16 protein-coding genes and 4 tRNA genes are annotated in these 22052 nt (G+C 38.1%); 17 read left to right on the plus strand and 3 right to left on the minus strand.

The annotated features are described in order from the left end of the window. Positions 1-74: 74 nt before the first annotated feature. Positions 75-3596, minus strand: a complete 3522-nt coding sequence (locus H4J67_RS04905) for a BACON domain-containing protein (protein WP_182203053.1) — start codon at positions 3594-3596, stop codon at positions 75-77. Positions 3597-3787: 191 nt separating this feature from the next. Between H4J67_RS04905 and H4J67_RS04910 the strand changes: the two genes are divergently transcribed. The 7 genes from H4J67_RS04910 to H4J67_RS04940 all read left to right on the plus strand — a co-directional run bounded on the left by H4J67_RS04910 (position 3788) and on the right by H4J67_RS04940 (position 8553). Continuing rightward, complete coding sequence (locus tag H4J67_RS04910) at positions 3788-4234, plus strand: regulatory protein RecX (protein WP_182175811.1); 447 nt, start codon at positions 3788-3790, stop codon at positions 4232-4234. 44 nt (positions 4235-4278) lie between these two features. Further along, positions 4279-6903: an alanine--tRNA ligase gene (gene alaS, locus H4J67_RS04915; RefSeq protein WP_182203055.1), complete on the plus strand. Its 2625-nt coding sequence runs from the start codon at positions 4279-4281 to the stop codon at positions 6901-6903. Positions 6904-7315: 412 nt separating this feature from the next. Then, positions 7316-7525: a carbon storage regulator CsrA gene (csrA, locus tag H4J67_RS04920; RefSeq protein ID WP_070375981.1), complete on the plus strand. Its 210-nt coding sequence runs from the start codon at positions 7316-7318 to the stop codon at positions 7523-7525. 342 nt (positions 7526-7867) lie between these two features. Then, positions 7868-7959, plus strand: a tRNA-Ser gene (locus H4J67_RS04925). A 90-nt stretch (positions 7960-8049) separates the two neighbouring features. Continuing rightward, positions 8050-8126, plus strand: a tRNA-Arg gene (locus H4J67_RS04930). A gap of 94 nt (positions 8127-8220) precedes the next feature. Then, a tRNA-Arg gene (locus tag H4J67_RS04935) sits at positions 8221-8297 on the plus strand. A gap of 179 nt (positions 8298-8476) precedes the next feature. Next, a tRNA-Arg gene (locus tag H4J67_RS04940) sits at positions 8477-8553 on the plus strand. A 573-nt stretch (positions 8554-9126) separates the two neighbouring features. Here H4J67_RS04940 and mutH read toward each other — a convergent pair. Then, complete coding sequence (mutH, locus tag H4J67_RS04945) at positions 9127-9795, minus strand: DNA mismatch repair endonuclease MutH (RefSeq protein WP_182175882.1); 669 nt, start codon at positions 9793-9795, stop codon at positions 9127-9129. Between the two features lie 162 nt (positions 9796-9957). Between mutH and rppH the strand changes: the two genes are divergently transcribed. The 5 genes from rppH (at position 9958) to H4J67_RS04970 (ending at position 15914) form a co-directional block, all read left to right on the plus strand. Further along, positions 9958-10464 carry an RNA pyrophosphohydrolase gene (gene rppH / locus H4J67_RS04950; RefSeq protein ID WP_070375983.1) on the plus strand — a complete coding sequence of 169 codons (507 nt, stop codon included), beginning with the start codon at positions 9958-9960 and terminating at the stop codon, positions 10462-10464. 113 nt (positions 10465-10577) lie between these two features. Next, positions 10578-12854 (plus strand): phosphoenolpyruvate--protein phosphotransferase, encoded by a 2277-nt coding sequence (ptsP, locus tag H4J67_RS04955; protein WP_182203057.1) that lies wholly within the window; start codon positions 10578-10580, stop codon positions 12852-12854. 36 nt (positions 12855-12890) lie between these two features. After that, positions 12891-13712, plus strand: a complete 822-nt coding sequence (locus H4J67_RS04960; RefSeq protein ID WP_182175808.1) for a sulfite exporter TauE/SafE family protein — start codon at positions 12891-12893, stop codon at positions 13710-13712. 48 nt (positions 13713-13760) lie between these two features. Continuing rightward, positions 13761-14594: a thymidylate synthase gene (locus H4J67_RS04965; protein ID WP_182175807.1), complete on the plus strand. Its 834-nt coding sequence runs from the start codon at positions 13761-13763 to the stop codon at positions 14592-14594. A 477-nt stretch (positions 14595-15071) separates the two neighbouring features. After that, positions 15072-15914 (plus strand): HDOD domain-containing protein, encoded by an 843-nt coding sequence (locus tag H4J67_RS04970; protein WP_182175806.1) that lies wholly within the window; start codon positions 15072-15074, stop codon positions 15912-15914. Positions 15915-16020: 106 nt separating this feature from the next. Here H4J67_RS04970 and tolC read toward each other — a convergent pair whose 3' ends face one another. Next, on the minus strand, positions 16021-17382 hold the full coding sequence (gene tolC, locus H4J67_RS04975; protein ID WP_182175805.1) for an outer membrane channel protein TolC: 1362 nt from the start codon (positions 17380-17382) through the stop codon (positions 16021-16023). Positions 17383-17577: 195 nt separating this feature from the next. Between tolC and nudF the strand changes: the two genes are divergently transcribed. From nudF to parE, 5 genes are read left to right on the plus strand one after another with little or no spacing between them, the layout of a single operon-like run. Beyond that, positions 17578-18216, plus strand: coding sequence for an ADP-ribose diphosphatase (nudF, locus tag H4J67_RS04980; RefSeq protein ID WP_182175804.1), 639 nt, complete (start codon positions 17578-17580; stop codon positions 18214-18216). Then, positions 18217-18711 carry a DUF1249 domain-containing protein gene (locus H4J67_RS04985; protein ID WP_182203059.1) on the plus strand — a complete coding sequence of 165 codons (495 nt, stop codon included), beginning with the start codon at positions 18217-18219 and terminating at the stop codon, positions 18709-18711. Between the two features lie 5 nt (positions 18712-18716). Further along, a complete protein-coding gene (locus H4J67_RS04990; protein WP_220471614.1) occupies positions 18717-19478 on the plus strand; it encodes a metallophosphoesterase in 762 nt (253 codons plus the stop codon). Between the two features lies 1 nt (position 19479). Further along, complete coding sequence (locus H4J67_RS04995) at positions 19480-20079, plus strand: YqiA/YcfP family alpha/beta fold hydrolase (protein ID WP_182175802.1); 600 nt, start codon at positions 19480-19482, stop codon at positions 20077-20079. A 57-nt stretch (positions 20080-20136) separates the two neighbouring features. Next, the gene (gene parE / locus H4J67_RS05000) at positions 20137-22023 is read left to right on the plus strand and encodes a DNA topoisomerase IV subunit B (protein WP_182175801.1); all 1887 of its coding nucleotides are present in this window, start codon (positions 20137-20139) and stop codon (positions 22021-22023) included. Positions 22024-22052 lie beyond the last annotated feature (29 nt).

Raw genomic sequence — 22052 nt, forward strand, 5'->3', positions numbered from 1 at the left:
AAATAAGTAGGCTTTAGCGGAAATAAAAATCCCGTGCGAGCACGGGATTACATAAGTGCAATATGTAGCTAAGCTTAATCAGGAATATAATCAAGTACTAAGCTATTTGCAGTCGAATTGTAGTGAATTATTCGCTGGTAGTTTGGCGATATATAACTGTCAACAGAACCGGCAGTATACCCAACGGTAAATAAGGCTTGTTGGTTTGCATCATATTTACTGAGAATAAAAACGCCACTACTATCGAAACGATAGAAATAACTATTATTAGCCGAGTCAATGGCTACGTTAACCGTTCGTATACTCGCTCGCAAAACGCCTTGGTCAGTAAAACTTGTACCATCAAAAGTTGTCCACTCTGAAGTGGTGCTCGCTGTATAAAGATCTGCACCACGACTACTGGTGACTATATTTGATAAAACGCCACTATAAGCGCTGTTAATATTTTCATTACTGGCAATTTGTTGAACACTTTCAGCAGTAAAGGCATTATACGCTAAGGTATATTGTAGCAATGCTGAAGTGTTAGCGTTATAAGCAATAACATGATTGCTTGCCGGTACGTCATAGATGATGGGTGAGTTGAAAATGTTTTCTCTATCCCAAAACTGCACCGCTAAGGCTAAGTTTGCATATTCTAACGCTTGACTGATAACAATGGCTTTACCGGCGACTATCGCGATAGTTTTAGGCCTAAATTGTAGATCTATGTCAGCAGCTGGCAGTAAGTTAATACTGAAATCGTTAAGGTTTATTTGATAATGATTAATACGCGTTTGTGGCTGCCCATTTTCATCGTTGTAGTTTTCACTATTTGAAGCCAACAGGAGTGAGCCATCCGGGTGAATAACCAAGTCGGTTAAATCAACACCGCCAAGCGGTGAATTAATCGTTGTTATTGCAGCGCCAGTAATAATATTAAACACTTTTATCACATCACCTTGGCCGATATAAATATTAGGACGCAGTGGGTCTAATACGACAGCTGAGGTATTAGGTGTAATATCAGTGATAACAATTTCACTGATGCTTGTTGTGTCAAAGTCGCCCTTTTCAAAGCTGACTTTTATTGTACCCTTGACGCTTTCAGAACTATTGACCGGTGCTAAGGTGATTTCGCCATAGTACAAACCATTAGTCGTTATTTTGCTTGGATCGGCGTCGATCGCTAGGGTGTTATTAACGGTATCAGCCGTTAACGTTAACCAATTAACATTACTTTGTGCTTGCCAAGCTACCGCACTGGATTTATTGGTGACAATATCTACTGTATGACTGAGCGTTGACTTGTCCGCTTGTGAAGTAAAGGTTAGTGCTGAAGCGTTACTGAATAACCTTATTTCATCAACCGCTAACTCAACCACTACTTGTACATTGATACCTGTCTCTGGGTCGGTAAGAGTAATGATACCGGTAAATAAACCCCAACCGACGATCTCATTTGAATCAATGGAAATAACAAGCGTTTTACTCTCTTGCGTTGTTGTTTGAGTAAAAGATAACCATGAAACATCTGTTGTTGCTTGCCATGAATTACTCACGCCTGAAATAGTCAATTCCTGGCTAGCAACGCTGGCATTGCCTAAGGTAGTATTAAAGGACAACTGAGATGCCGACACATCAAACTGCGCTAAAGTTACCATTTCTATTTGAGTACTATTTACCGCGTTCACTAACAAGCGTTTATTATCAGATGAAATATCAATGCTGGTCGGCTGTTGTCCCTGAGTTTCAATGGTAGCAGTCAGTGCTGATGCTTGGTTGTAAACATTCACAACGAAGCCGCTAGCGGGAACAAAACGCAGATAATGGGCAAAATTGTTATTCGACTTTTCAACAAATAACGTCGTTGCACCCTCTGCTTGGTTGAGTAATCCCATATCGGTAAAAGCGGTGCCATCAAAGCTAATGTATTCACTTGTTGGGCTAATAAGATAAAGCGCGGTTTCGTTATGATTAACGACAAAGCTTGAAATACTATCGGCTTCAGCTAACCGTTCTGGTTTATATTCATGGGTTAAGGTCGTAATGATTTTATCTTGACTGAAGTCATTAATTTTTGCGTTATAGCGATTTAAGGTTGCTGTTTGAAAGTCTAGTGCATATAAAGCTTCTGTTTCACTGGCTTGGTCAATGGTTGCGGTGAAAAAGATATTCTCACGATCCCAAAATAAGCGTTGTAACTCTTCATCTGCATATTCAAGTGTTTGCGTGACAATAAAGTATCGGCCAGAAAATTGTACGTAACGGCTAGGTTCAAACTCTATGGTTGGTGATGCAACTTCAGTAAAACTATAATCGCTTAAATTGATATTATAACGATGAACAACTTCAGTGGTGGTCTCGTCTTCATTGATAACAACTTCAAGCGCTTTTGCTAGTAATTTACTACCGTCAGGATGAACAATAAATTGCTCAAGTAGGGTGTTATCAGGAGCGATAGCGATGGTTGCAATTAATTCACCGCTATATTGTTGATAAACAAGTAAGTTGTTTTCTGAGCCAACATAAAAGTAGGGCATGTTAGGTGCTGCTATTACGGTATCGATATTTGCGGCTATGTCGGTGATAACTTTAGTTTCTGTTTGCTCAGTACTTTGAAATAATGATACCGGTAGAACATGCCCCATAACAACTTCATTTTCAATGGCATTGAGGGTTATTTCAGTTTGATTTATCGCTGCTACCGGCATGGCATTAACATCAACAGCAACCTTAAGAAAGTCATTGTCGAGTTTTGTTAAGGTTAACCAGGTTGAGGCAGAACTTGCTTGCCAATTTATTTCAGCGTTGCTGTTGGTACTGACTTTGATGGTTTGCTCAAGCACTGAAATATTCGCGGTTGACGTAAAAGCTAAGCTGGCTTGGTTGGCATATAAATACTGATTATCTAAACCAACTTCTACAGGGATAAGCTTAGTATCACCCGTTGTTGTTTCGGTGAGTATAATATTCCCACTTGATAACTGCGCGGCAGTAAAACTGCTAATATTGGGGGTAACGGTGACCGTTGCATCACCGGAACCTGAAGATATGTCAAAAGTTATCCAGTCAATATCACTGCTTAACTGCCAGTTATTACTCTCACTGGTGATAGCGATTGTTTGGCTTGGAATGCTGACATCACCAAAGGTGCCACGAAAACTGACCAGCTCAGTATCTATATTTGCTTGCCAAATAAGTAATGAAACGTTGATGTCATGATGCACTAAGGTTGCGCCATTATCAGAGAGTTCGCCCGTTGAAAAACGCAACTTTGTGACGTATTCACCTAAATTAATTTGGTCTGCTTGGGTTAAATCAATATGAACAGTGGCAGAATTACTGGTTAGGTTTTCAGTTCTAAAGGCTAGCCAGCCCACGGGTTGGGAGTCAGGGGCATAACCCACTAATAAACCGTCGCCAGCAAAAGTAACATTAACGGTTATTGAATCGTCAAACTCAGTAATTATCTCATTGCTAAAGCTAATCGTTGAAACATCAGCGTTAATGGCGTAATTTTTTGATTTATCATTAGAACCACCACAGGCAGAAAGCAATAATGTCATACAAAAAATGGTGAACATTTGACTGAGGTTCTTAAAACATACCTTCATACAGATCCCTGTTTTATTTTGCTGTTTATCTGCAAACTTTACGCTTACTTTTATAACAACTTATTCTGCGTGATTATTCACTCAAAGTAAAAACTTATTATTTATCTAAAATTTAAATAATTGAACACTATAATTATCTGTTAATTTAAAGATAATATAAGCGGTAAAACGTCTTTAAAGGTAATGAATCATTGAACAAAGCTATCTTACATTGTTCGGTAGGTATCCTCTCTCGTCGCGAGCATTCTTATGAAGAGTTAATGCAAAAGCTCAAATTTCGTGAACACAGTGAAGATGAAATTACGCCAGTCCTTGAATTTCTAATTGAAAAAAACTATTTGAGTGACCAACGTTTTGCCGAGTCTTTGTTTGGTAGCCGCCTTAATAAAGGTTATGGTTGGCTTTATATTAGCAATGAATTGGAACAAAAAGGCGTTTGCGATACTATTATAGTTGAACTGAGTAAAAATCAGCAAATTGATTGGTATCTTCAAGCCGAGCTTGCGTATAATAAACGCTTTGGCGAAAGTACAATTAAAGATCAAAAAGATAAATTAAAACGCATTCGATTTATGCAGTCTCGAGGTTTCTCTTCGGATGAAATCATGATATTGATTAAATATACTCATAGCGATTAAACGAATAAATTCAAGAATTAACTTTTCAGAGAGTGAACATTCCCATGATTAAAACTAGTGCACAATTACGACAGACTTTTTTAGACTTTTATGCTTCGAAGCAACATCAAATTGTTCCAAGTAGTTCATTAGTTCCAGGTAATGACGCGACGTTATTATTTACCAATGCCGGTATGGTTCCTTTTAAGGACGTTTTTTTAGGGGCAGAGAGTAGAAGTTATACTCGTGCAACCTCATCACAACGTTGTGTTCGTGCTGGTGGTAAACATAACGACTTAGAGAACGTTGGCTATACGGCGCGCCATCATACTTTCTTTGAAATGTTAGGTAACTTTAGTTTTGGTGATTATTTTAAACAAGACGCTATACGTTTTGCCTGGGAATTTTTAACCGTCAAATTAGCTTTACCTAAAGAAAAGCTTTTAGTGACTGTTTATGACAGTGACGAAGAAGCCTTTGCTTTTTGGCGTGACGAAATAGGTATTCCGGTAGATAAAATTATTCGTATCGGTGATAAGTCACCCAGTAAAAAGTACGAGTCAGACAACTTTTGGTCAATGGGTGATACGGGGCCATGTGGACCTTGTTCTGAAATATTCTATGATCACGGTGAAAATATTTTTGGTGGACCTCCAGGCTCACCAGATGAAGATGGTGACCGTTTTATTGAAATTTGGAACTTAGTTTTTATGCAGTACAACCGTCATGCTGACGGTACCATGGAAAACTTGCCAAAGCCTTCTGTTGATACAGGTATGGGCTTAGAACGCATTTCAGCAATAATGCAAGGCGTGCATAGCAATTATGAAATTGATATTTTTCAAGGCTTAATTAAAGATACTGCTGAGTTATTACAGTGCAATGATTTAGAACATAAATCTTTGCGTGTCATTGCCGATCATATTCGCTCATGTAGCTTCTTAATAGCCGATGGCGTTATGCCTTCAAACGAAGGTCGTGGCTATGTATTACGTCGTATTATTCGACGTGCCGTACGCCACGGTCATAAATTAGAAGCAAAATCACACTTCTTTCATCGACTAGTTGTTTCATTAGGTAAGCAAATGGGTGAAGCCTACCCTGAGCTTATTAGCCAACAAACGGTTATTGAAAAAATATTACGTATCGAAGAAGAGCAATTTGGCCGCACGCTAGATCGTGGCATGATCTTACTTGAAGATATTTTAGCGAACCTTAAAGGCGATACTATTTCAGGTGACGATACCTTTAAACTTTATGACACCTATGGTTTTCCTGCCGATTTAACGGCAGATATTGCCCGAGAACGTCAATTAAAAGTCGACCACAATGGTTTTGACATTGCTATGGGACTTCAACGTGAACGTGCTCAGCAAGCAAGTCAGTTTGGTTCTAACTATAACGACCAGCTTAAATCTGACCACAACACACAGTTTAAAGGTTATACCCGTAATGAATTCTCCGCAACGATTGTTGAATTATTCAATAACGAAGCGTCGGTTGCTGAGTTAAAAGCAGGCGAGCAGGGCATTGTTATTTTGGACAAAACACCTTTTTATGCGGAATCTGGTGGCCAAGCAGGAGACCAAGGCCTTCTTCATATTGATGACGGTATATTTGAAGTACACGACACCACTAAAATGGGTAACGCCTTTGCTCATAAAGGAATTGCTCGCGTAAATATTGGCTTAAATCGCCTAGTAAAAGCGGAGATAAATACCGAGCGACGCGCAGCTATCGTTAAAAACCACACGGCTACTCACCTTCTTCATGCGGCATTGCGTAGCGTCTTGGGTGAACATGTTACGCAAAAAGGTTCGTTATGTGATGCTGAAAAGTTACGTTTTGACTTCTCTCACTTTGAAGGGGTTACCGCGCAAGAGTTGCAAACTGTTGAACGTTTAGTTAACCAAGAAATACGTAATAACTTGTCTCGTGAAACCAACTTAATGCAGATAGACGAAGCTAAAGAAAAAGGCGCTATGGCTTTATTTGGTGAGAAATACGACGATGAAGTACGAGTGGTTACTTTAGGTGGTTTTTCTACCGAGCTTTGTGGTGGTGTTCATGTTGATCGTACTGGCGATATTGGCTTTGTTAAAATAGTGTCAGAATCAGGCATAGCTGCAGGTGTTCGTCGCATAGAAGCTGTTTCTGGTGAGTGTGCACTTGCTTTTACTGAGCAGCAAGGTTCAAATCTAAGCTTAGTTGCTTCAATGGTTAAATCTGATGTGGCGAGTATGCCAGGAAAAGTTGAGCAATTAATTAGTCGCGGTAAGCAACTCGAAAAAGAAATTCAAATCCTAAAACAGCAAGTAGCGGCTCAAGCCGGTTCTGACTTAATCAGTGAGGCTATAGATGTTAATGGTGTTAAGGTACTTATTGCAGATTTAGCCGGTATCGAGTCTAAAGCGCTTCGCGGCATGATGGATGAACTCAAGAATAAAATAGGCTCAGGGATCATTTTATTAGGCACAGCATCAGACGGAAAAGTAGGTTTGATCGCCGGTGTAACTAAAGATCTCACTGGACAGGTAAAAGCCGGTGATTTAGTTAATGCCGCAGCACAGCATGTTGGTGGTAAAGGAGGTGGACGTCCAGATATGGCACAAGCTGGTGGCAGCAAACCAGAGAATTTACCTATGGCATTAGACGCAGCGAAAGCATGGTTAATTGACCAGTTATCGTAATATTATAGTAAGCTAATATATTTCATTAAGGAGCGTTTTAGCTCCTTTTTTGTGGGTAAATCTTTTAAACAGCAAATTAGGTTACTTAGCTGTTAATGCAGAGTTAACCTGCGTTAACTACAATATTAATAATAACAAATAGTTATAATTAATTTCAAAAAATCACTTTATTGCTTGAATAAGCTTGCTAGAATGCCAATATTGGTTATAAGTGCAAAGTTAATAACTGATTATCACTTGTGGTAATAAAATCTTTGTAAATAGTGGTAAAACTGGGTCTTAGTGAACTTAAGTAACTATTTTTTACAAAGTTTTTAATTTTTATTATGTACTTTTACCAAAATTAAACTAAATTTATTACTAGCTTATAATTTTTTAGTGGACTGGCTTTTAAACATAAAGGATATTTAGGATGTTAATTTTAACTCGTAGGGTTGGTGAAACGTTAATGATTGGTGACGAAGTTACCGTCACTGTTTTAGGTGTAAAGGGTAATCAGGTTCGTATTGGTGTAAATGCACCAAAAGAAATATCTGTTCACCGTGAAGAAATTTACATGCGCATACAAGCAGAAAAAACAGGAAGTGACAGTAGCGAAGCCGAAACAGGTAATAAATTTTAGCTTTGTTGAATACCTTCATTAAAAAAGTCGGCAATTGCCGACTTTTTTAATGACTAATATTAATTTTTTTTAGCATTAATTTAGTGACAATAATCTTTTTGAGCTTGAAAAATAGCCTTGTTGGTTGAAATCTCAGCAAACAGATTTAAAAGTACAGAAAAATAGAAAATATTGTTGACTTATTTTCTCGATCCATTAGTATTCGCACCCACTGGAGATGTGACCGATTGGTTGAAGACGATCACCTGTTAAAGGAGTATCTGGCTACTAGCCTGATAGAGAGTTTTTTCTAAGATGTATTTTAAAGTACGCATTAGAACTCTACAGTAAAGAAGTAAAAATGGAGAGCTGTCCGAGTGGCCGAAGGAGCTCCCCTGCTAAGGGAGTAACGGCTTTAAATCCGTTCGAGAGTTCGAATCTCTCGCTCTCCGCCATTACTTTTATTAAAGGTAACTGCGGTAAAAGTAATAAATGCAAAGCAATTTGCTATCTTTAGACTAAGATATAAAAAATAGTTCATGTGAGGGCGCGTAGCTCAGCTGGATAGAGTACCTGGCTACGAACCAGGCGGTCGCAGGTTCGACTCCTGCCGCGCCCACCACTTTTCTTTATTGGAATGTGGACTAAGCAAATATCATCGCTTATAAAATTAATAGATATTATCTTCAAACGAGATATTAAATAAGGTTTAATGTGGGCGCGTAGCTCAGCTGGATAGAGTACCTGGCTACGAACCAGGCGGTCGCAGGTTCGACTCCTGCCGCGCCCACCACATTTGCTGTAAAGCTGAAATAAACCAATCTTAGGATTGGTTTTTTTTCTTCTAAAATATAGCAGTTAAAAAACTCAAGTATCATCCTTAGGAGGTATTTTGAGTTGTTAAGCAAATACCAAGGCTTATAAAAATAATGGGTGTTATCTTTGAACAAGATAGTAAATAAAGTTTAATGTGGGCGCGTAGCTCAGCTGGATAGAGTACCTGGCTACGAACCAGGCGGTCGCAGGTTCGACTCCTGCCGCGCCCACCACATTTGCTGAAAAGCAGAAATAAACCAATCTTTGGATTGGTTTTTTTTCGTCTAAAGTAAAGTGATAGTTTATCTAACTTGCTGGGGAGACCGAGCATATAAGAGTGGCTACGAAACTAACCACTTCCGGTCGCAGGTTTGACTCCTGCCGCGCCCACCACATTTGCTGAAAAGCAGAAATAAACCAATCTTTGGATTGGTTTTTTTTCGTCTATATTTTGCCTAGCATAAAGTGATAGTTTATCTAACTTGCTGGGGAGACCGAGCATATAAGAGTGGCTACGAAACTAACCACTTCCAGTCGCAGGTTCGACTCCTGCCGCGCCCACCACATTTGCTGAAAAGCTGAAAATTGAAAAAAACCAACTTTCGAGTTGGTTTTTTTTCATCTATATTTTGCCCAGTTAAAGTAATAGTTTATCTGACCTGCTGGAGAGACCTAGCATATAAGAGTAGCTAGAAAACTAACCACTTGTGATCGCCAGTTATTCGCCTGCTAGCACCGCCATATTTATTTGTAAACTGAGCAGTGTTGTTGGTTATTTTAAACCTCTGCTGATAAAAGGACTGTGCTTAATCAATACGCAAATGATTACGTAATAACATGTGTGTAAAAGATGTTTTTAAATAGAAGCCACGCGGCAGTGTTTTAAAGGGCTCGCCGTGTTTATTAAAGGCTTGTGTCTTAGCTTGGCTATTGGCCGCTTTTGGGCGAAGTTGTAACACTTGCCCATGTTTTCCTGAGATATTTTCTACTTCACCTAATACAATCATATCGGTAAGCTCTTGCCAGTCTAGAGCGAGTAATTGTTCTTCTTCATAAGAGGGGGACCAAATAAAAGGGGTACCAACTATACGCTCGCCTATTGGTATATGTCGTTCAGAAATTACCGGAACCCATAAAACACGCGCCATTTTGTTACGTATATGGCTGGTTTTCCAACTAGCCCCTACTAAGCCAGTCAAAGGTGCAACACATACAAATGTTGTCTCTAAAGGTTTACCTTGCATGTTAATGGGTAACGATTTTAATTCAATACCTAAATGTGGAAAGTCAGGTTCAGGTTTTGACCCCGCATTAGCGCCAAGGACCTGTTCAAGTAAAAGACCTATCCAACCTTTTTCTCTCGTTAAATTGTCAGGGACTACTACGCCTGCTTGTTCAGCTATTTCAGCTAAATTAAGTCCAGCAAGTGCTTGCGCTCTTTCTAGTAAATCATCTTCGTTAGCAGGGATATTAATTTTAATGAGTAAACTCTTTAGTCGTGACTTTTCTTTACTCAGTATAAAGATTCATAACTTTTGACGCTATGGTCTAGATAAAATAAAAAATTAATTAATTGCCCGCAAGCCCATATTATGGAAGAATCAAGATATATTTTATGAAAGTTATTGGGAATTCCTTTGATAGATGCTGAAGGCTATAGAGCTAATGTCGGCATAGTCATAATCAATGATAGAGGACAAGTATTTTGGGCTAGGCGTTATGGTCAACACTCGTGGCAATATCCACAAGGGGGGGTTGATGAGGGAGAAACAGCAGAAGAAACTATGTACCGAGAATTGCACGAAGAAGTGGGATTAAAACCGGAACATGTCAGTATTGTTGCTTCGACCAAACACTGGCTGAGATATAAATTACCAAAACGTTTAATTAGGCATGAAAGTAAACCTGTCTGTATTGGGCAAAAACAGAAATGGTTTTTACTTAAGCTAACTTCAGAAGAGTCTGCGGTTGACTTACTTCATTCTGCTCATCCAGAATTTGATGATTGGCGTTGGGTAAGTTACTGGTACCCAGTGCGTCAGGTAGTGTCTTTTAAACGTGAAGTTTACCGTAAAGTGATGAAAGAATTTGCTCAGGCGTCTATGCCTTCTTATCGCCATCAAAACCGTAAACGTCGTAGTTGATTATTATTATGTAGCAGTTTTATACGACAAAACACAAATGTATAATATACCCGTATCACTTAAAGATGGCCCTATATCTTAAAGTGAACGGGCATTTTTATTTAAGGAGCAGTATGTTAACTATCCTACGGAGAATTGTTCTAGAATTTAGCCAAAACGCTGAACTCGACAGTGCATTACATCGTATGGTGGAACAAATAAAAGAAACGATGAATACTGACTGTTGTTCAATTTATCTTGCTGACCACCTCAAACAACATTTTTTATTGGTTGCCTCTGACGGTCTGGCAGAAGGTTCATTAGGTCAAACAACTATTGGTTTTACTGAAGGCTTAGTCGGTTTAGTTGGCCAGCGAGAGGAACCACTTAACATTGCTAATGCGCAAAACCATCCTCAATTTATTCATGCCCCTGAAGTGGAGGAAGACGAACTAAATGCCTTTCTGGGGACCCCCATTATTCATCGACGAAAAGTGCTGGGCATACTGGCGATTCAACAAAAAGAGGCTAGGCACTTTACCGAAAATGAAGAAGCATTCTTAGTTACCTTGTCAGCCCAACTAGCCACTTCATTGGCCAATGCCGAGGCTAATGTGTTAATCACTGAGCAAGATGCTAATAGTCATTGGACTAAAGCATTACAGGGGGTTGCTGGCTCATCAGGAGTAATGATTGGTGAAATGTATGTTGTGTATCCAGCGGTAAGTTTAGCTTCTGTTTCTTTACAACGAACTACAGCCCCAACGCTAGAGTTGCAATTCTTTGAAGAAGCCGTGGCGAAAACACGCATAGATTTTGATTTCATGGCCAGTAACTTGCGAGGTATTATTGCGGAGAGTACTTTAGATATTTTCGATATGTACAAGCAGTTATTAAATAATGCAAATATTACTAAAGAAGTTACCCAAAAAATAATATCAGGTTGGACTGCTGAAAGTGCTTTAAAACAAATCATAGATAACTATGTTATTCAGTTTGAGGCCTTAGATGACCGTTATTTGCGTGAAAGGGCCAGTGATATACGTGACTTAGGTAATCGATTATTACTTAACTTAAAAAAATTAAATATAAAAGAGCAAGAACTTCCTCAAGAATTTATACTGGTTGCTGAAGAAGTAACGGCAGCTATGCTTGCACAATACCAGCACCAAGGCTTAAAAGGTGTAGTCTCGCTTCATGGCTCCAATAATTCTCATGCTGCTATCTTAGCAAGAGCACTAGGTGTACCAGCTGTAATGGGTATTGAGAAAATATCGCTTAGTCGATTACACCAGAAGAACTGTATTGTGGATGGCTTTAGTGGTGAGCTTTTTGTTCAGCCTAATGAAGCCTTACAACGTGAATATCAACACTTAATCGCTCAAGAGATATTACTCGCCGATAAAGTTAAAAAAGTAGCACAATTACCTGCTATTACCAAAGATGGTCAAACCATTGAGTTGCAACTTAATGCAGGGCTTTCATCAGGGTTTGAATATTCAAAAAACTCAGGTGCTGTAGGGATCGGTTTGTATCGTACTGAAATTCCTTTTATGAACCGCAGCTGCTTTCCTTCTGAGTCAGAGCAAACGGAACTTTATCGTCAAGTATTACGTGCTTTTCCTGATCAGCCTGTAACTATGCGTACTTTAGACGTTGGTGGTGACAAGTCACTACCCTATTTTCCGATCAATGAAGATAATCCATTTCTTGGTTGGCGTGGTATTCGCATTACACTTGATCATCCTGAAATTTTTCTCTTGCAAGTACGAGCAATGTTACGAGCGAATGTTGGCTTAAATAATTTAGAAATTATGTTGCCGATGATTTCAAGTACTTTAGAGGTAGACGAAGCAACCCGCTTAATCAATCAAGCTTATTATGAACTGTCTAATGAATTTGATTTTATTGGTGAAGAAAAGCTCACTCGTCCAAAAATCGGTATAATGATCGAGGTGCCAGGTATTATTTATCAATTGCCTGAATTAGCCAGTAAAGTTGATTTCTTTTCAGTGGGCAGTAATGATTTAACTCAATATTTATTAGCGGTTGACCGAAATAATGCCCGCGTATCGGCGTTATATAATTCATATCATCCAGCTGTTTTAAGAGCGCTTAACCATATTGCTGAACAATCAGCTAGCTCACTGGTACCTCTGAGCCTATGCGGCGAGCTAGCCAGCGAACCAGCAGGTGCTTTATTATTATTAGCGATGGGATATGACAAATTAAGTATGAACGCGCATAATATCGCAAAAATTAAATGGGTGATCCGCCATGTTGATTTTCATCAAGTAAAAATGATGTTGGCGCATGTGTTAACCCTTTCAACATCCAAACAAGTACACAGTTATTTAAATGAACAACTTGAACAATTCGGTTTAAGCAGTTTCGTACGTACCGGTAGGTAGTGTTTCCGGTTAATTTAACTTAAAAAGCAGTAAACAATGTTATTAAGTATCTTTTTAATTTGCGTGTTACTCGGGTCAGTGGTCGGTTTCTCTGCTGGTCTTTTAGGCATAGGTGGCGGGTTGATAATTGTACCCGCTTTGGTGTATTTATTACCGCAGTTAGGAATTGAACCGAACTTAGTTATGCCAATGGCGCTTGCGACCTCGTTAGCCACTATTGTTGTTACTTCACTTTCTGCGGCGTTAGCTCATCACCGTAATAGCAATATACCTTGGCCACTTGCTAAGCAACTAATGATGGCGATTGCATTAGGATCGTTACTTGGTGGATTTATTGCGGATATGCTTTCTGTTGTTGCACTAAAAAATACTTTTGCTATTGCTGTTTTTTTACTTTCGTCTTATATGTTTATTGCTATTAATAGAGCGAAGAAAAATAAATTAATTAATCACAATGATGATGAAAAACTACCCAAAAATATAATTGTTAAAGCTATTGGCTTTTTTACTGGTATTTTAGCAAGTCTGATGGGCATTGCTGGTGGTGCTATTCTAGTCCCTATATTAAGTTACTTTAAAGTCCCTCTGCGCCAATGCATTGGTGTTGCCACGGTGAGTGGTATGGTTGTGGCCATATTCGGTGTTAGCGGCTATGTGATTGCGGGTTGGGGAGAAGAAAACTTACCCAAATATAGCTTAGGCTATGTTTATTTACCTGCTTTGCTTGGTATCATTATTACGTCTTCTCTTTTTGCTCCAATAGGTGTTAAGGCGGCGAGTAAGCTACCGGTAGGTACTATCAAGAAAGCATTTGCGATATTTTTGATGCTAGTAGCAGTTAAAATGATACTAAGTTAGTACAATAGCATTTGTTTAAAATTAAAATTTTTTAGAGAAGGAAAGACAGTGAAAGAATATTTAGATCTCATGCGACATGTTCGTGATAACGGCGTACAAAAATCAGATCGCACAGGTACAGGCACCAAAAGTATTTTTGGTTATCAAATGCGCTTTGACTTAGCAAAAGGCTTTCCACTGGTCACCACTAAAAAATGTCATTTAAAATCCATTATCCATGAATTATTATGGTTTATTAAAGGTGAGTCTAATATCGCTTACTTAAGTGAGAATGGCGTTAAAATTTGGGATGCTTGGGCAACAGAGTCGGGTGAACTAGGTCCTGTATATGGCGTACAGTGGCGTAATTGGCCATCAGCCAATGGCGAAACAATTGATCAACTTACGCAATTGATTGATGATTTAAAAAATAACCCCGATTCACGACGTCATATTATTACCGCTTGGAATCCTGCCTTATTACCTGATACATCTATAAGCCCTGCAGAGAATGCTGCACAGGGCAAACAGGCGTTACCCCCGTGCCATACGCTTTTTCAATTCTATGTACTCAATGGCAAGCTGTCGTGTCAATTATATCAACGCAGTGCCGACATTTTTCTAGGTGTACCGTTCAATATTGCAAGTTATGCATTATTTACCATGATGATCGCCCAAGTTTGTGATTTAGAACTAGGTGATTTTGTTCATACTTTCGGAGATGCTCATTTATATTCAAACCATATGGAACAAGTTGATGAACAGCTGAGTCGCACTCCGCTAGCTTTGCCAACCATGAAAATTAATCCTGAGATAAAAAGTATTTTTGATTTTACTTTTGAAGACTTTGAATTAGTGAATTATCAATGCCACGCTCATATAAAAGCCGCTATATCTGTTTAAATACAAACTTCATCAACTGAGCAATTGCACGTTATTGTTTTAGTCGATGAAGTTGCTGTTAACTATGCATAGTGATAAATTTAGCTAATAAGGTTTGCTTATTTTTACTATGCTTTAGATCTTTTTTGATACAATCAATAGGACAAACGCCAATACAAGTCGGCTTATCATTATGGCCAACACATTCAGTGCATTCATCCACGTCAATCTCATAAATCATGTTACCCAATGCAATAGCCTCATTAGGGCATGCTAGTTAGCACCTATGACAGTTAATACATATATCTTCTAAAATCAGTGCATCTAGAACCACTGCTATAACGGACGTAATATCTTTAATAAAGTCGTTTATTTGATAAATATACAGCATTGAAAAATTTACTAATATTTGACCTAAATTAATAATATAAGCCAAAAAGTGTGCTACTTTTTAATGTAATACAATCAATAATTGATAATAATAATTAAGGTGAGACTATGGGAACTGAAAATGCCCTTTATACAATTTTAGTAGAAAAAATTAAACAAGATGCGCTTGTACTTCCAACCTTGCCAGAAGTCGCACTGAAAGTCCGCCAAGCGGCTGATGACCCAAACATTAATTTAAAACAAATGAGCGATATTATCAGTTATGATCCTGCTTTATCTTTGGGTATGTTGAAAGTAGCGAATAGCGTTATTTTAGGACGTTCAGTTAAAGTTGAAACAGTCAACCAGGCTGTTACTCGCATCGGTTTGCGCCAAATAAAAAGTATCGCAACAGCGATGGCGTTAGAGCAAGTATTTGTCTCAAAAAATGAAATAGTTTCAATGTATTTGAAAAAGTCATGGAAAAAAACCGTCGACGTAGCAGCGGTTGCCATCAGTTTAATAACTTTTTATATTCAAGACCATAAACACACATCATTAACGTTAGACACCTTAACATTGGCGGCACTGGTTCATAATATTGGTGTTTTACCGATTTTAACTGAAGCTGAAAATCATCCTGATGTTTTCGCTAACCCGACTTTTTTGCAGCAAGCTATTGCTAAGTTAGCTGCGGATATTGGTGGAGAAGTGACTAAAGCGTGGGGATTCTCAGATGAATTTATCACCTTAGTGACCAGTTGGAGTGATTTAACGGTACTACCTCCTGAAACTCATTATTTGGATTTCATTCGTGCGGGGGCTATTTACAACGGTATTTTCAAGAATGTATCAACCTGTGAAGTGCTATTAAAAAGCTATGTGAATAAAGGTATTTTACCCGACGTTGACTTTATGGAAAGTGAAGAATTTCAACAGATGGTTACTAATGTAAAAACTATGTTCAGTTAATAACAATAAAGTTGTAGACAATAAAAAAACCCTGAAATATCAGGGTTTTTTATATCAATAATTTTTATACTTACAATCAATACTTCACAAAGGAGGTTTAATAAGCTTACTTAGCGGCACTTAACCCTTGGTTGATGTTGATTAAGTCTTGCTCACTGATTGTACCTGCCGCACGTTTTAACGATAAAATTGATTGTACATAGTTATAGCGTGTTGATGATAAGTTACGTTTTGCGTTATATAAATTACGCGTGCTATCTAATACATCAACAATAGTACGAGTTCCTACTTCAAAACCAGCGTCCGTTGCTTTTAATGCACTATCAGCACTAACAACAGCTTGCTCAAGGGCTTTGATTGCCGAAACAGCAGCAATAACGGTGTTGTAAGCATTACGTGTATTACGAACAACATTACGATAAGTTAACTCTAAATCTTGACTGGCAGCAACATAGTTGCTCTGTGCCTCGCGAACAGCACTTGACGTAGCCCCACCAGAATAAATAGGTACGTTTAACGTTATGCCGATAGACTGACTATCTAGAGCCGGGTTTTCAAAAGTAGCATTGTTAACTTCGTTATCTTGATCTCTAGCACCATAACTGCCCGATAAACTTAATGTTGGATAATGACCAGATCTTGCGATATTAATATTCTCTTTAGCGACATCAACCGCTATTTTTTGGCTAATTAAATCTAAATTTTTTGCTTCTGCTGTTTGTTGCCACTCGTTTGCACTGTCGGGTATAGGGCGTGAGGTACTGAAACGTTCAGTGTTTAAAACACTTAAATCTCTTGGATACACATTGGTAATTACCCTTAACGCTTCTTCTGCAGTGTAAACACTATTTTCAGCGCGAATTTCAGAAGTAACGGCATTATCGTATTGCGACTGTGCTTCATGCACGTCTGTTACCGCTTTTAGACCAACAGAATAACGTTGCTTTGTCTGTTCTAATTGACGTTCAATAGCCGCTTTCTCTGCTTTAGCAAAATCTAAATCGTCTTTAGCACTTAAAACATCAAAATAAGCGGTCGTTACTCTAACAATCAACTCTTGTTTTGCTGCTTGATAAGAAACATCACTGCGGTGTGCGGCTTTTTTGGCATTATCTAATCTTAGCCATGTACTATGATTGTATAATGGCATACTTAAACTCAAGCCATAGCGCAAAGTATCAGATTTATTGGTCAATGTTCTATTTGATGATTGTCCATCATCTGATGTTGGAATAAATTGATCTTTACTCATTGTGTAGCTAGCTGCAGCACTGATCTCTGGTAATAAAACAGCTCGGGCTTGATCTATGCCTTCTTTTGATGCGTTAAATAAAGCCTTTGATCTCAATACGGTAGGATCATTTTTTTGTGCTTGTTGATAAACGCTCAATAAATCTTCAGCGTTAACTAACGTAGTATTAGTTACACAAACCAAACCAATGATGAGTGCCGTAATTGTTTTTTTCATGAGTGAGCTATTCCTTTGAGTGTGCCATGTACGCTATATTGTTATGATACTATCGTATCTTGATTTTTGAATTAGCTAAATATAATAAGTGTTTGCGAATGCATTCTAGTGTAACAAAATGTTTTATGCTAGTGGTCGCTTTATTATAGTATCTTCATTTATTTAAATTTTTTATATGGGAAATAAAGCCACTCAATGCCTAACAAAAATACAAAGCCATCAAAGTTTTCAAATAAAGACGTCACCATCTATCAACAAAAAACCTGCTACCAAGGTGTTTTTAAAATGGATGAGTATCAACTTAGCCATCGATTATTTGATGGTGGCGAAAGTAAAGTATTAACGCGCGAAGTTTTTGAACGTGGTCATGCAGTAGTCGTTATTCCTTATGATGCGACCTCTGATCGCGTTGTGTTAATCGAACAATTTCGGGTTGGCGCTATTGGTCAAGGAGATACGCCATGGCTATTAGAGTTTGTCGCCGGTATGTTTGGTCAAGATGAATCACCTATTGATGTTGCTATTCGAGAAGCTAAAGAAGAAGCTGACTTAACGTTAAATGCTAATCAACTCGATAAAGTGCTGGAGTATTTTTCAAGTCCTGGTGGTATGAGCGAAGTTATACATTTATATGTTGCTAACATAGACAGCAAAAATGTCTCAGGCGTGCACGGTTTAGAGACTGAAAATGAAGATATTTTGTTGCATGTTATGTCAAGAGAGCAAGCCATGTCGTTGTTAGAAAATGGAAAAATCACCAATGCAGCAACAATAATTGGGTTACAATGGTTACAAAATAACTTTCATCAACTACAGCAGAAATGGTCTTCGTAAATGATACAGCAAAATAAAAAATATCAGCCAAGATTATCAACCTTAATGAATCTTTGTGACGTTAATTATATGTTTTTAGTTCGCTTATTGGCCAGTCAGAACAATGAAGAAGCGGTTGGTGATGAGCGGTGTTTTTTTATTTCTGATTTTTTATCCTATAAGATAACAATACTCGAAATTACTCGTTACACCAGCTTGGTGAGTATTTGTCAAGAACTGCCTAAGACAAAACCACTAGTTACTGAAGAAGATAACAATAATAAAACGGTATTTGACCACATTTTACGTCCCAAAATGATTATCCGCTTATACCATGATGCTCGAATGGCTGAGGTGATCAGTAATCAAGACATTAAACAAGTTCAACCTCGTTACGATTACCCCAATAGTAAAATGCATTTACCTGATGAAAAAGAGCAAATTAATCAGTTTCTTAAAGAATGGCTGCAACTTTGTTTAAAGTTAGGCCAAGTCAACTTATCACTTTTTGAGTAATCCTTTTGTCTTCTATTTTTAAAATTGCGCAAATAAGCGACTGCCATTTGTTTTCTCAAACAGATGGTTTGCATCATGGTGCTAATGTTTACCATAACTTAGTCAGTGTATTACACGAGATTAAAAATCAGCATTTAGTAGATGCTATTGTATTCACCGGTGATATAACTCAAGACCATAGTGAAAAGTCTTATCAACTTTTTGTGCAAGCTGTTGTTGAAAGTAACATAACGTTACCTTTTTATTATTTGGCGGGGAATCATGATGAACTCGAGTTATTGGATAAATATTTATCTGTTCCTCCTTTCAATGGTGAAAAAGTCTTTAATGATAAATATTGGCAAATTGTTTTACTTAATAGTAAAAGTGAAACACCGAAAGGTCTAGTAACACCAAGTGATTTATCTGCATTTGAGTCAATCGTGGATGGTAAAAAACATCAATTAGTGATGATGCATCATCACCCATTAGATGTTGGTTATTTTATTGATCAACACGGTTTAGAAAATCAAGCAGAGTTTTGGCAAACGATTAATAAGTTTTCGAGTATCAAAGCCATTACCTGTGGGCATGTGCATCAAGCATTAACCTTGTATTCAAACCAATCACCAGCCATACCTTTATTTACCTGTCCCGCTACATCGATTCAATTTGACACGAATAAAAGCGCTGGTGCTTCAAACGGACAAGGGCCAGGCTATCGTGTTTTTTCGCTATTTACTGATGGAAAAATAAAGTCAGACAGCTACTTTTTAACAAAGGAATAAAATGTCAAAACAGGTTAATATTTTATATCTACATGGTTTTAATTCATCACCACAATCGATGAAAGCGCAACTGACAAAGCATTATTTTAATGATAATTTTCCCGAAGTCTCATTTTTTAGCCCTCAGTTAGCTTCGTCACCAACGGCTGTTATCGAACAATTAGCGACACTAATAGACTCAAAAATCGATAAAGAAAACATTTGGTATTTTATTGGTTCATCACTAGGTGGCTATTTTTCAACGTATTTATCAGAGAAATATCAAGGCAAAGCTGTATTAATTAATCCTGCGGTAAAGCCCTTTGAATTATTAGTTGATTATTTAGGTGAACAAACTAATCCTTACACCCAGGAAGTTTATTACATTGAAAAGCATTTTATTGAGTCATTAAAAAGTCTTGAACAACAATTTATTTCGAAAAATAATTACTTGGTCATGGTACAAACAGGCGATGAAGTGTTAGATTATCAAAAAGCTGTCGATAAATATTGTGACTGCCAAATAATTGTCCAGCAAGGCGGGGATCACAGCTTTATTGATTACTCGAAAGTGTTACCTAAAATTGCGATGTTTTTTAATTTATACCCTAAAAGTCAATAAAGTAGACCGATAGGTATTAAAACATTTTTTAATCATAATCATTATTAGAATAGTTAAATGAGCGAACAATATAATTCAGACTCCATTGAAGTCCTCAGTGGTCTAGACCCAGTACGACACCGTCCAGGTATGTACACAGATACTTCTCGCCCTAATCATTTAGGTCAAGAAGTTATTGATAACTCGGTTGATGAGGCTTTGGCTGGGCATGCGCAAAATATCACCGTTGTGCTCGATAAAGACCAATCACTCGAAATTATTGATGATGGTCGAGGTATGCCAACCGATATTCATCCCGAAGAAGGTGTCTCAGGTGTTGAGCTTATTTTCTGTAAACTTCATGCTGGTGGTAAATTTTCCAATAAAAATTATCAATTTTCTGGTGGTTTGCATGGTGTTGGCATTTCTGTGGTTAACGCTCTTTCTACCCGCGTAGATGTTTCAGTTCGCCGTGACAGTAAAGTGTATGAAATGGCTTTTGAGCATGGCGAAAAAGTTGAAGAGTTACATGAAACTGGTACGGTTGGCCGAAGAAATACCGGTTCACGCGTAAAATTTTGGCCTGATCCTAAATATTTTGATTCAGCAAATTTTTCAGTGCGTCGCTTAGTTCACTTATTAAAAGCGAAAGCTGTTTTATGTCCAGGCTTGACCATCAAGTTTCATGACAAGAATGAAGATAAAAAATATCAATGGTATTACGAAGATGGTTTAGTCGACTATCTGAAAGATTCTCTTAAAAGCTGTATTTGTTTACCTGAGGATCCTTTTGTTGGGACTTTTTCTTCTTCGCATGAAGCAGCTGATTGGGCAGTAACTTGGCTCTCTGAAGGTGGTGAGGGGATTGGAGAGAGTTATGTTAATTTAATTCCAACCATCCAAGGTGGTACACACGTTAATGGTTTACGTCAAGGTTTATTGGAGTCAATGCGCGAGTTTTGTGAATTTAGAAATCTCATTCCTCGTGGTGTAAAATTAACGCCAGATGATATATGGGACAAATGTTCATATATTTTATCGGTGAAAATGCAAGAACCACAATTTGCAGGACAAACTAAAGAACGCTTATCTTCTCGACAATGCGCCGCTTTCGTTACCGGTGTGGTAAAAGATTCTTTTAGTTTATGGTTAAATGAACACACTGAAATCGCAGAAAACCTTGCTGAATTTTGTATTTCAAATGCGCAGCGACGTTTGCGTGCCAGCAAAAAAATTATTCGTAAAAAAATCACTCAAGGACCTGCTTTACCTGGGAAATTAACTGATTGTGGCAGTCAAGATATTGCCCGAACAGAATTATTTTTAGTGGAAGGAGACTCGGCAGGAGGTAGTGCTAAACAAGCAAGAGATCGTGAGTTTCAGGCAATTATGCCGCTTAGAGGTAAAATTTTAAATACCTGGGAAGTCGATTCCGGACAAATACTGGCTTCACAAGAGGTCCATGATATTTCAGTGGCATTAGGCATAGATCCCGATAGCGATGATTTATCAGAATTGCGCTACGGTAAAATTTGTATTCTTGCCGATGCCGATTCCGATGGTCTTCATATTGCGACGTTATTATGTGCTTTATTCATGCAGCACTTTTTACCCTTAGTGCAACGCGGCCATGTTTATGTGGCTATGCCACCACTTTATCGTATCGATGTCGGTAAAGAAGTTTTCTATGCCTTAGATGAAGCCGAAAAAGACGGTGTTTTAGATCGAATAGAAGCTGAGAAAAAACGGGGTAAAGTTAATGTGCAACGTTTCAAAGGTCTGGGTGAAATGAACCCTCTGCAACTACGCGAAACGACAATGGATCCAAATACCCGTCGTTTAGTGCAACTAACTGTAGATGAGCACTCTGAAACGATGGAGTTAATGGATATGCTACTGTCAAAAAAACGTAGTCCAGATAGAAAAACATGGCTGCAAAGTAAAGGTGACATGGTAGAAATTTAGCCTGGTTTAGTTTTTAACACCAAAGCATG

Source organism: Colwellia sp. BRX10-4 (assembly GCF_014077465.1).
In the GTDB taxonomy this organism is placed as follows: Bacteria; Pseudomonadota; Gammaproteobacteria; order Enterobacterales; family Alteromonadaceae; genus Colwellia_A.

Excerpts from the sequence above, each read along its gene's own strand:
- H4J67_RS04905 (WP_182203053.1), bottom strand. The coding sequence starts at position 3,596 with ATGAAGGTATGTTTTAAGAACCTCAGTCAAATGTTCACCATTTTTTGT.
- alaS (WP_182203055.1), top strand. The coding sequence starts at position 4,279 with ATGATTAAAACTAGTGCACAATTACGACAGACTTTTTTAGACTTTTAT.
- csrA (WP_070375981.1), top strand. The coding sequence starts at position 7,316 with ATGTTAATTTTAACTCGTAGGGTTGGTGAAACGTTAATGATTGGTGAC.
- ptsP (WP_182203057.1), top strand. The coding sequence starts at position 10,578 with ATGTTAACTATCCTACGGAGAATTGTTCTAGAATTTAGCCAAAACGCT.
- H4J67_RS04960 (WP_182175808.1), top strand. The coding sequence starts at position 12,891 with ATGTTATTAAGTATCTTTTTAATTTGCGTGTTACTCGGGTCAGTGGTC.
- H4J67_RS04970 (WP_182175806.1), top strand. The coding sequence starts at position 15,072 with ATGGGAACTGAAAATGCCCTTTATACAATTTTAGTAGAAAAAATTAAA.
- tolC (WP_182175805.1), bottom strand. The coding sequence starts at position 17,382 with ATGAAAAAAACAATTACGGCACTCATCATTGGTTTGGTTTGTGTAACT.
- nudF (WP_182175804.1), top strand. The coding sequence starts at position 17,578 with ATGCCTAACAAAAATACAAAGCCATCAAAGTTTTCAAATAAAGACGTC.
- H4J67_RS04985 (WP_182203059.1), top strand. The coding sequence starts at position 18,217 with ATGATACAGCAAAATAAAAAATATCAGCCAAGATTATCAACCTTAATG.
- H4J67_RS04995 (WP_182175802.1), top strand. The coding sequence starts at position 19,480 with ATGTCAAAACAGGTTAATATTTTATATCTACATGGTTTTAATTCATCA.
- parE (WP_182175801.1), top strand. The coding sequence starts at position 20,137 with ATGAGCGAACAATATAATTCAGACTCCATTGAAGTCCTCAGTGGTCTA.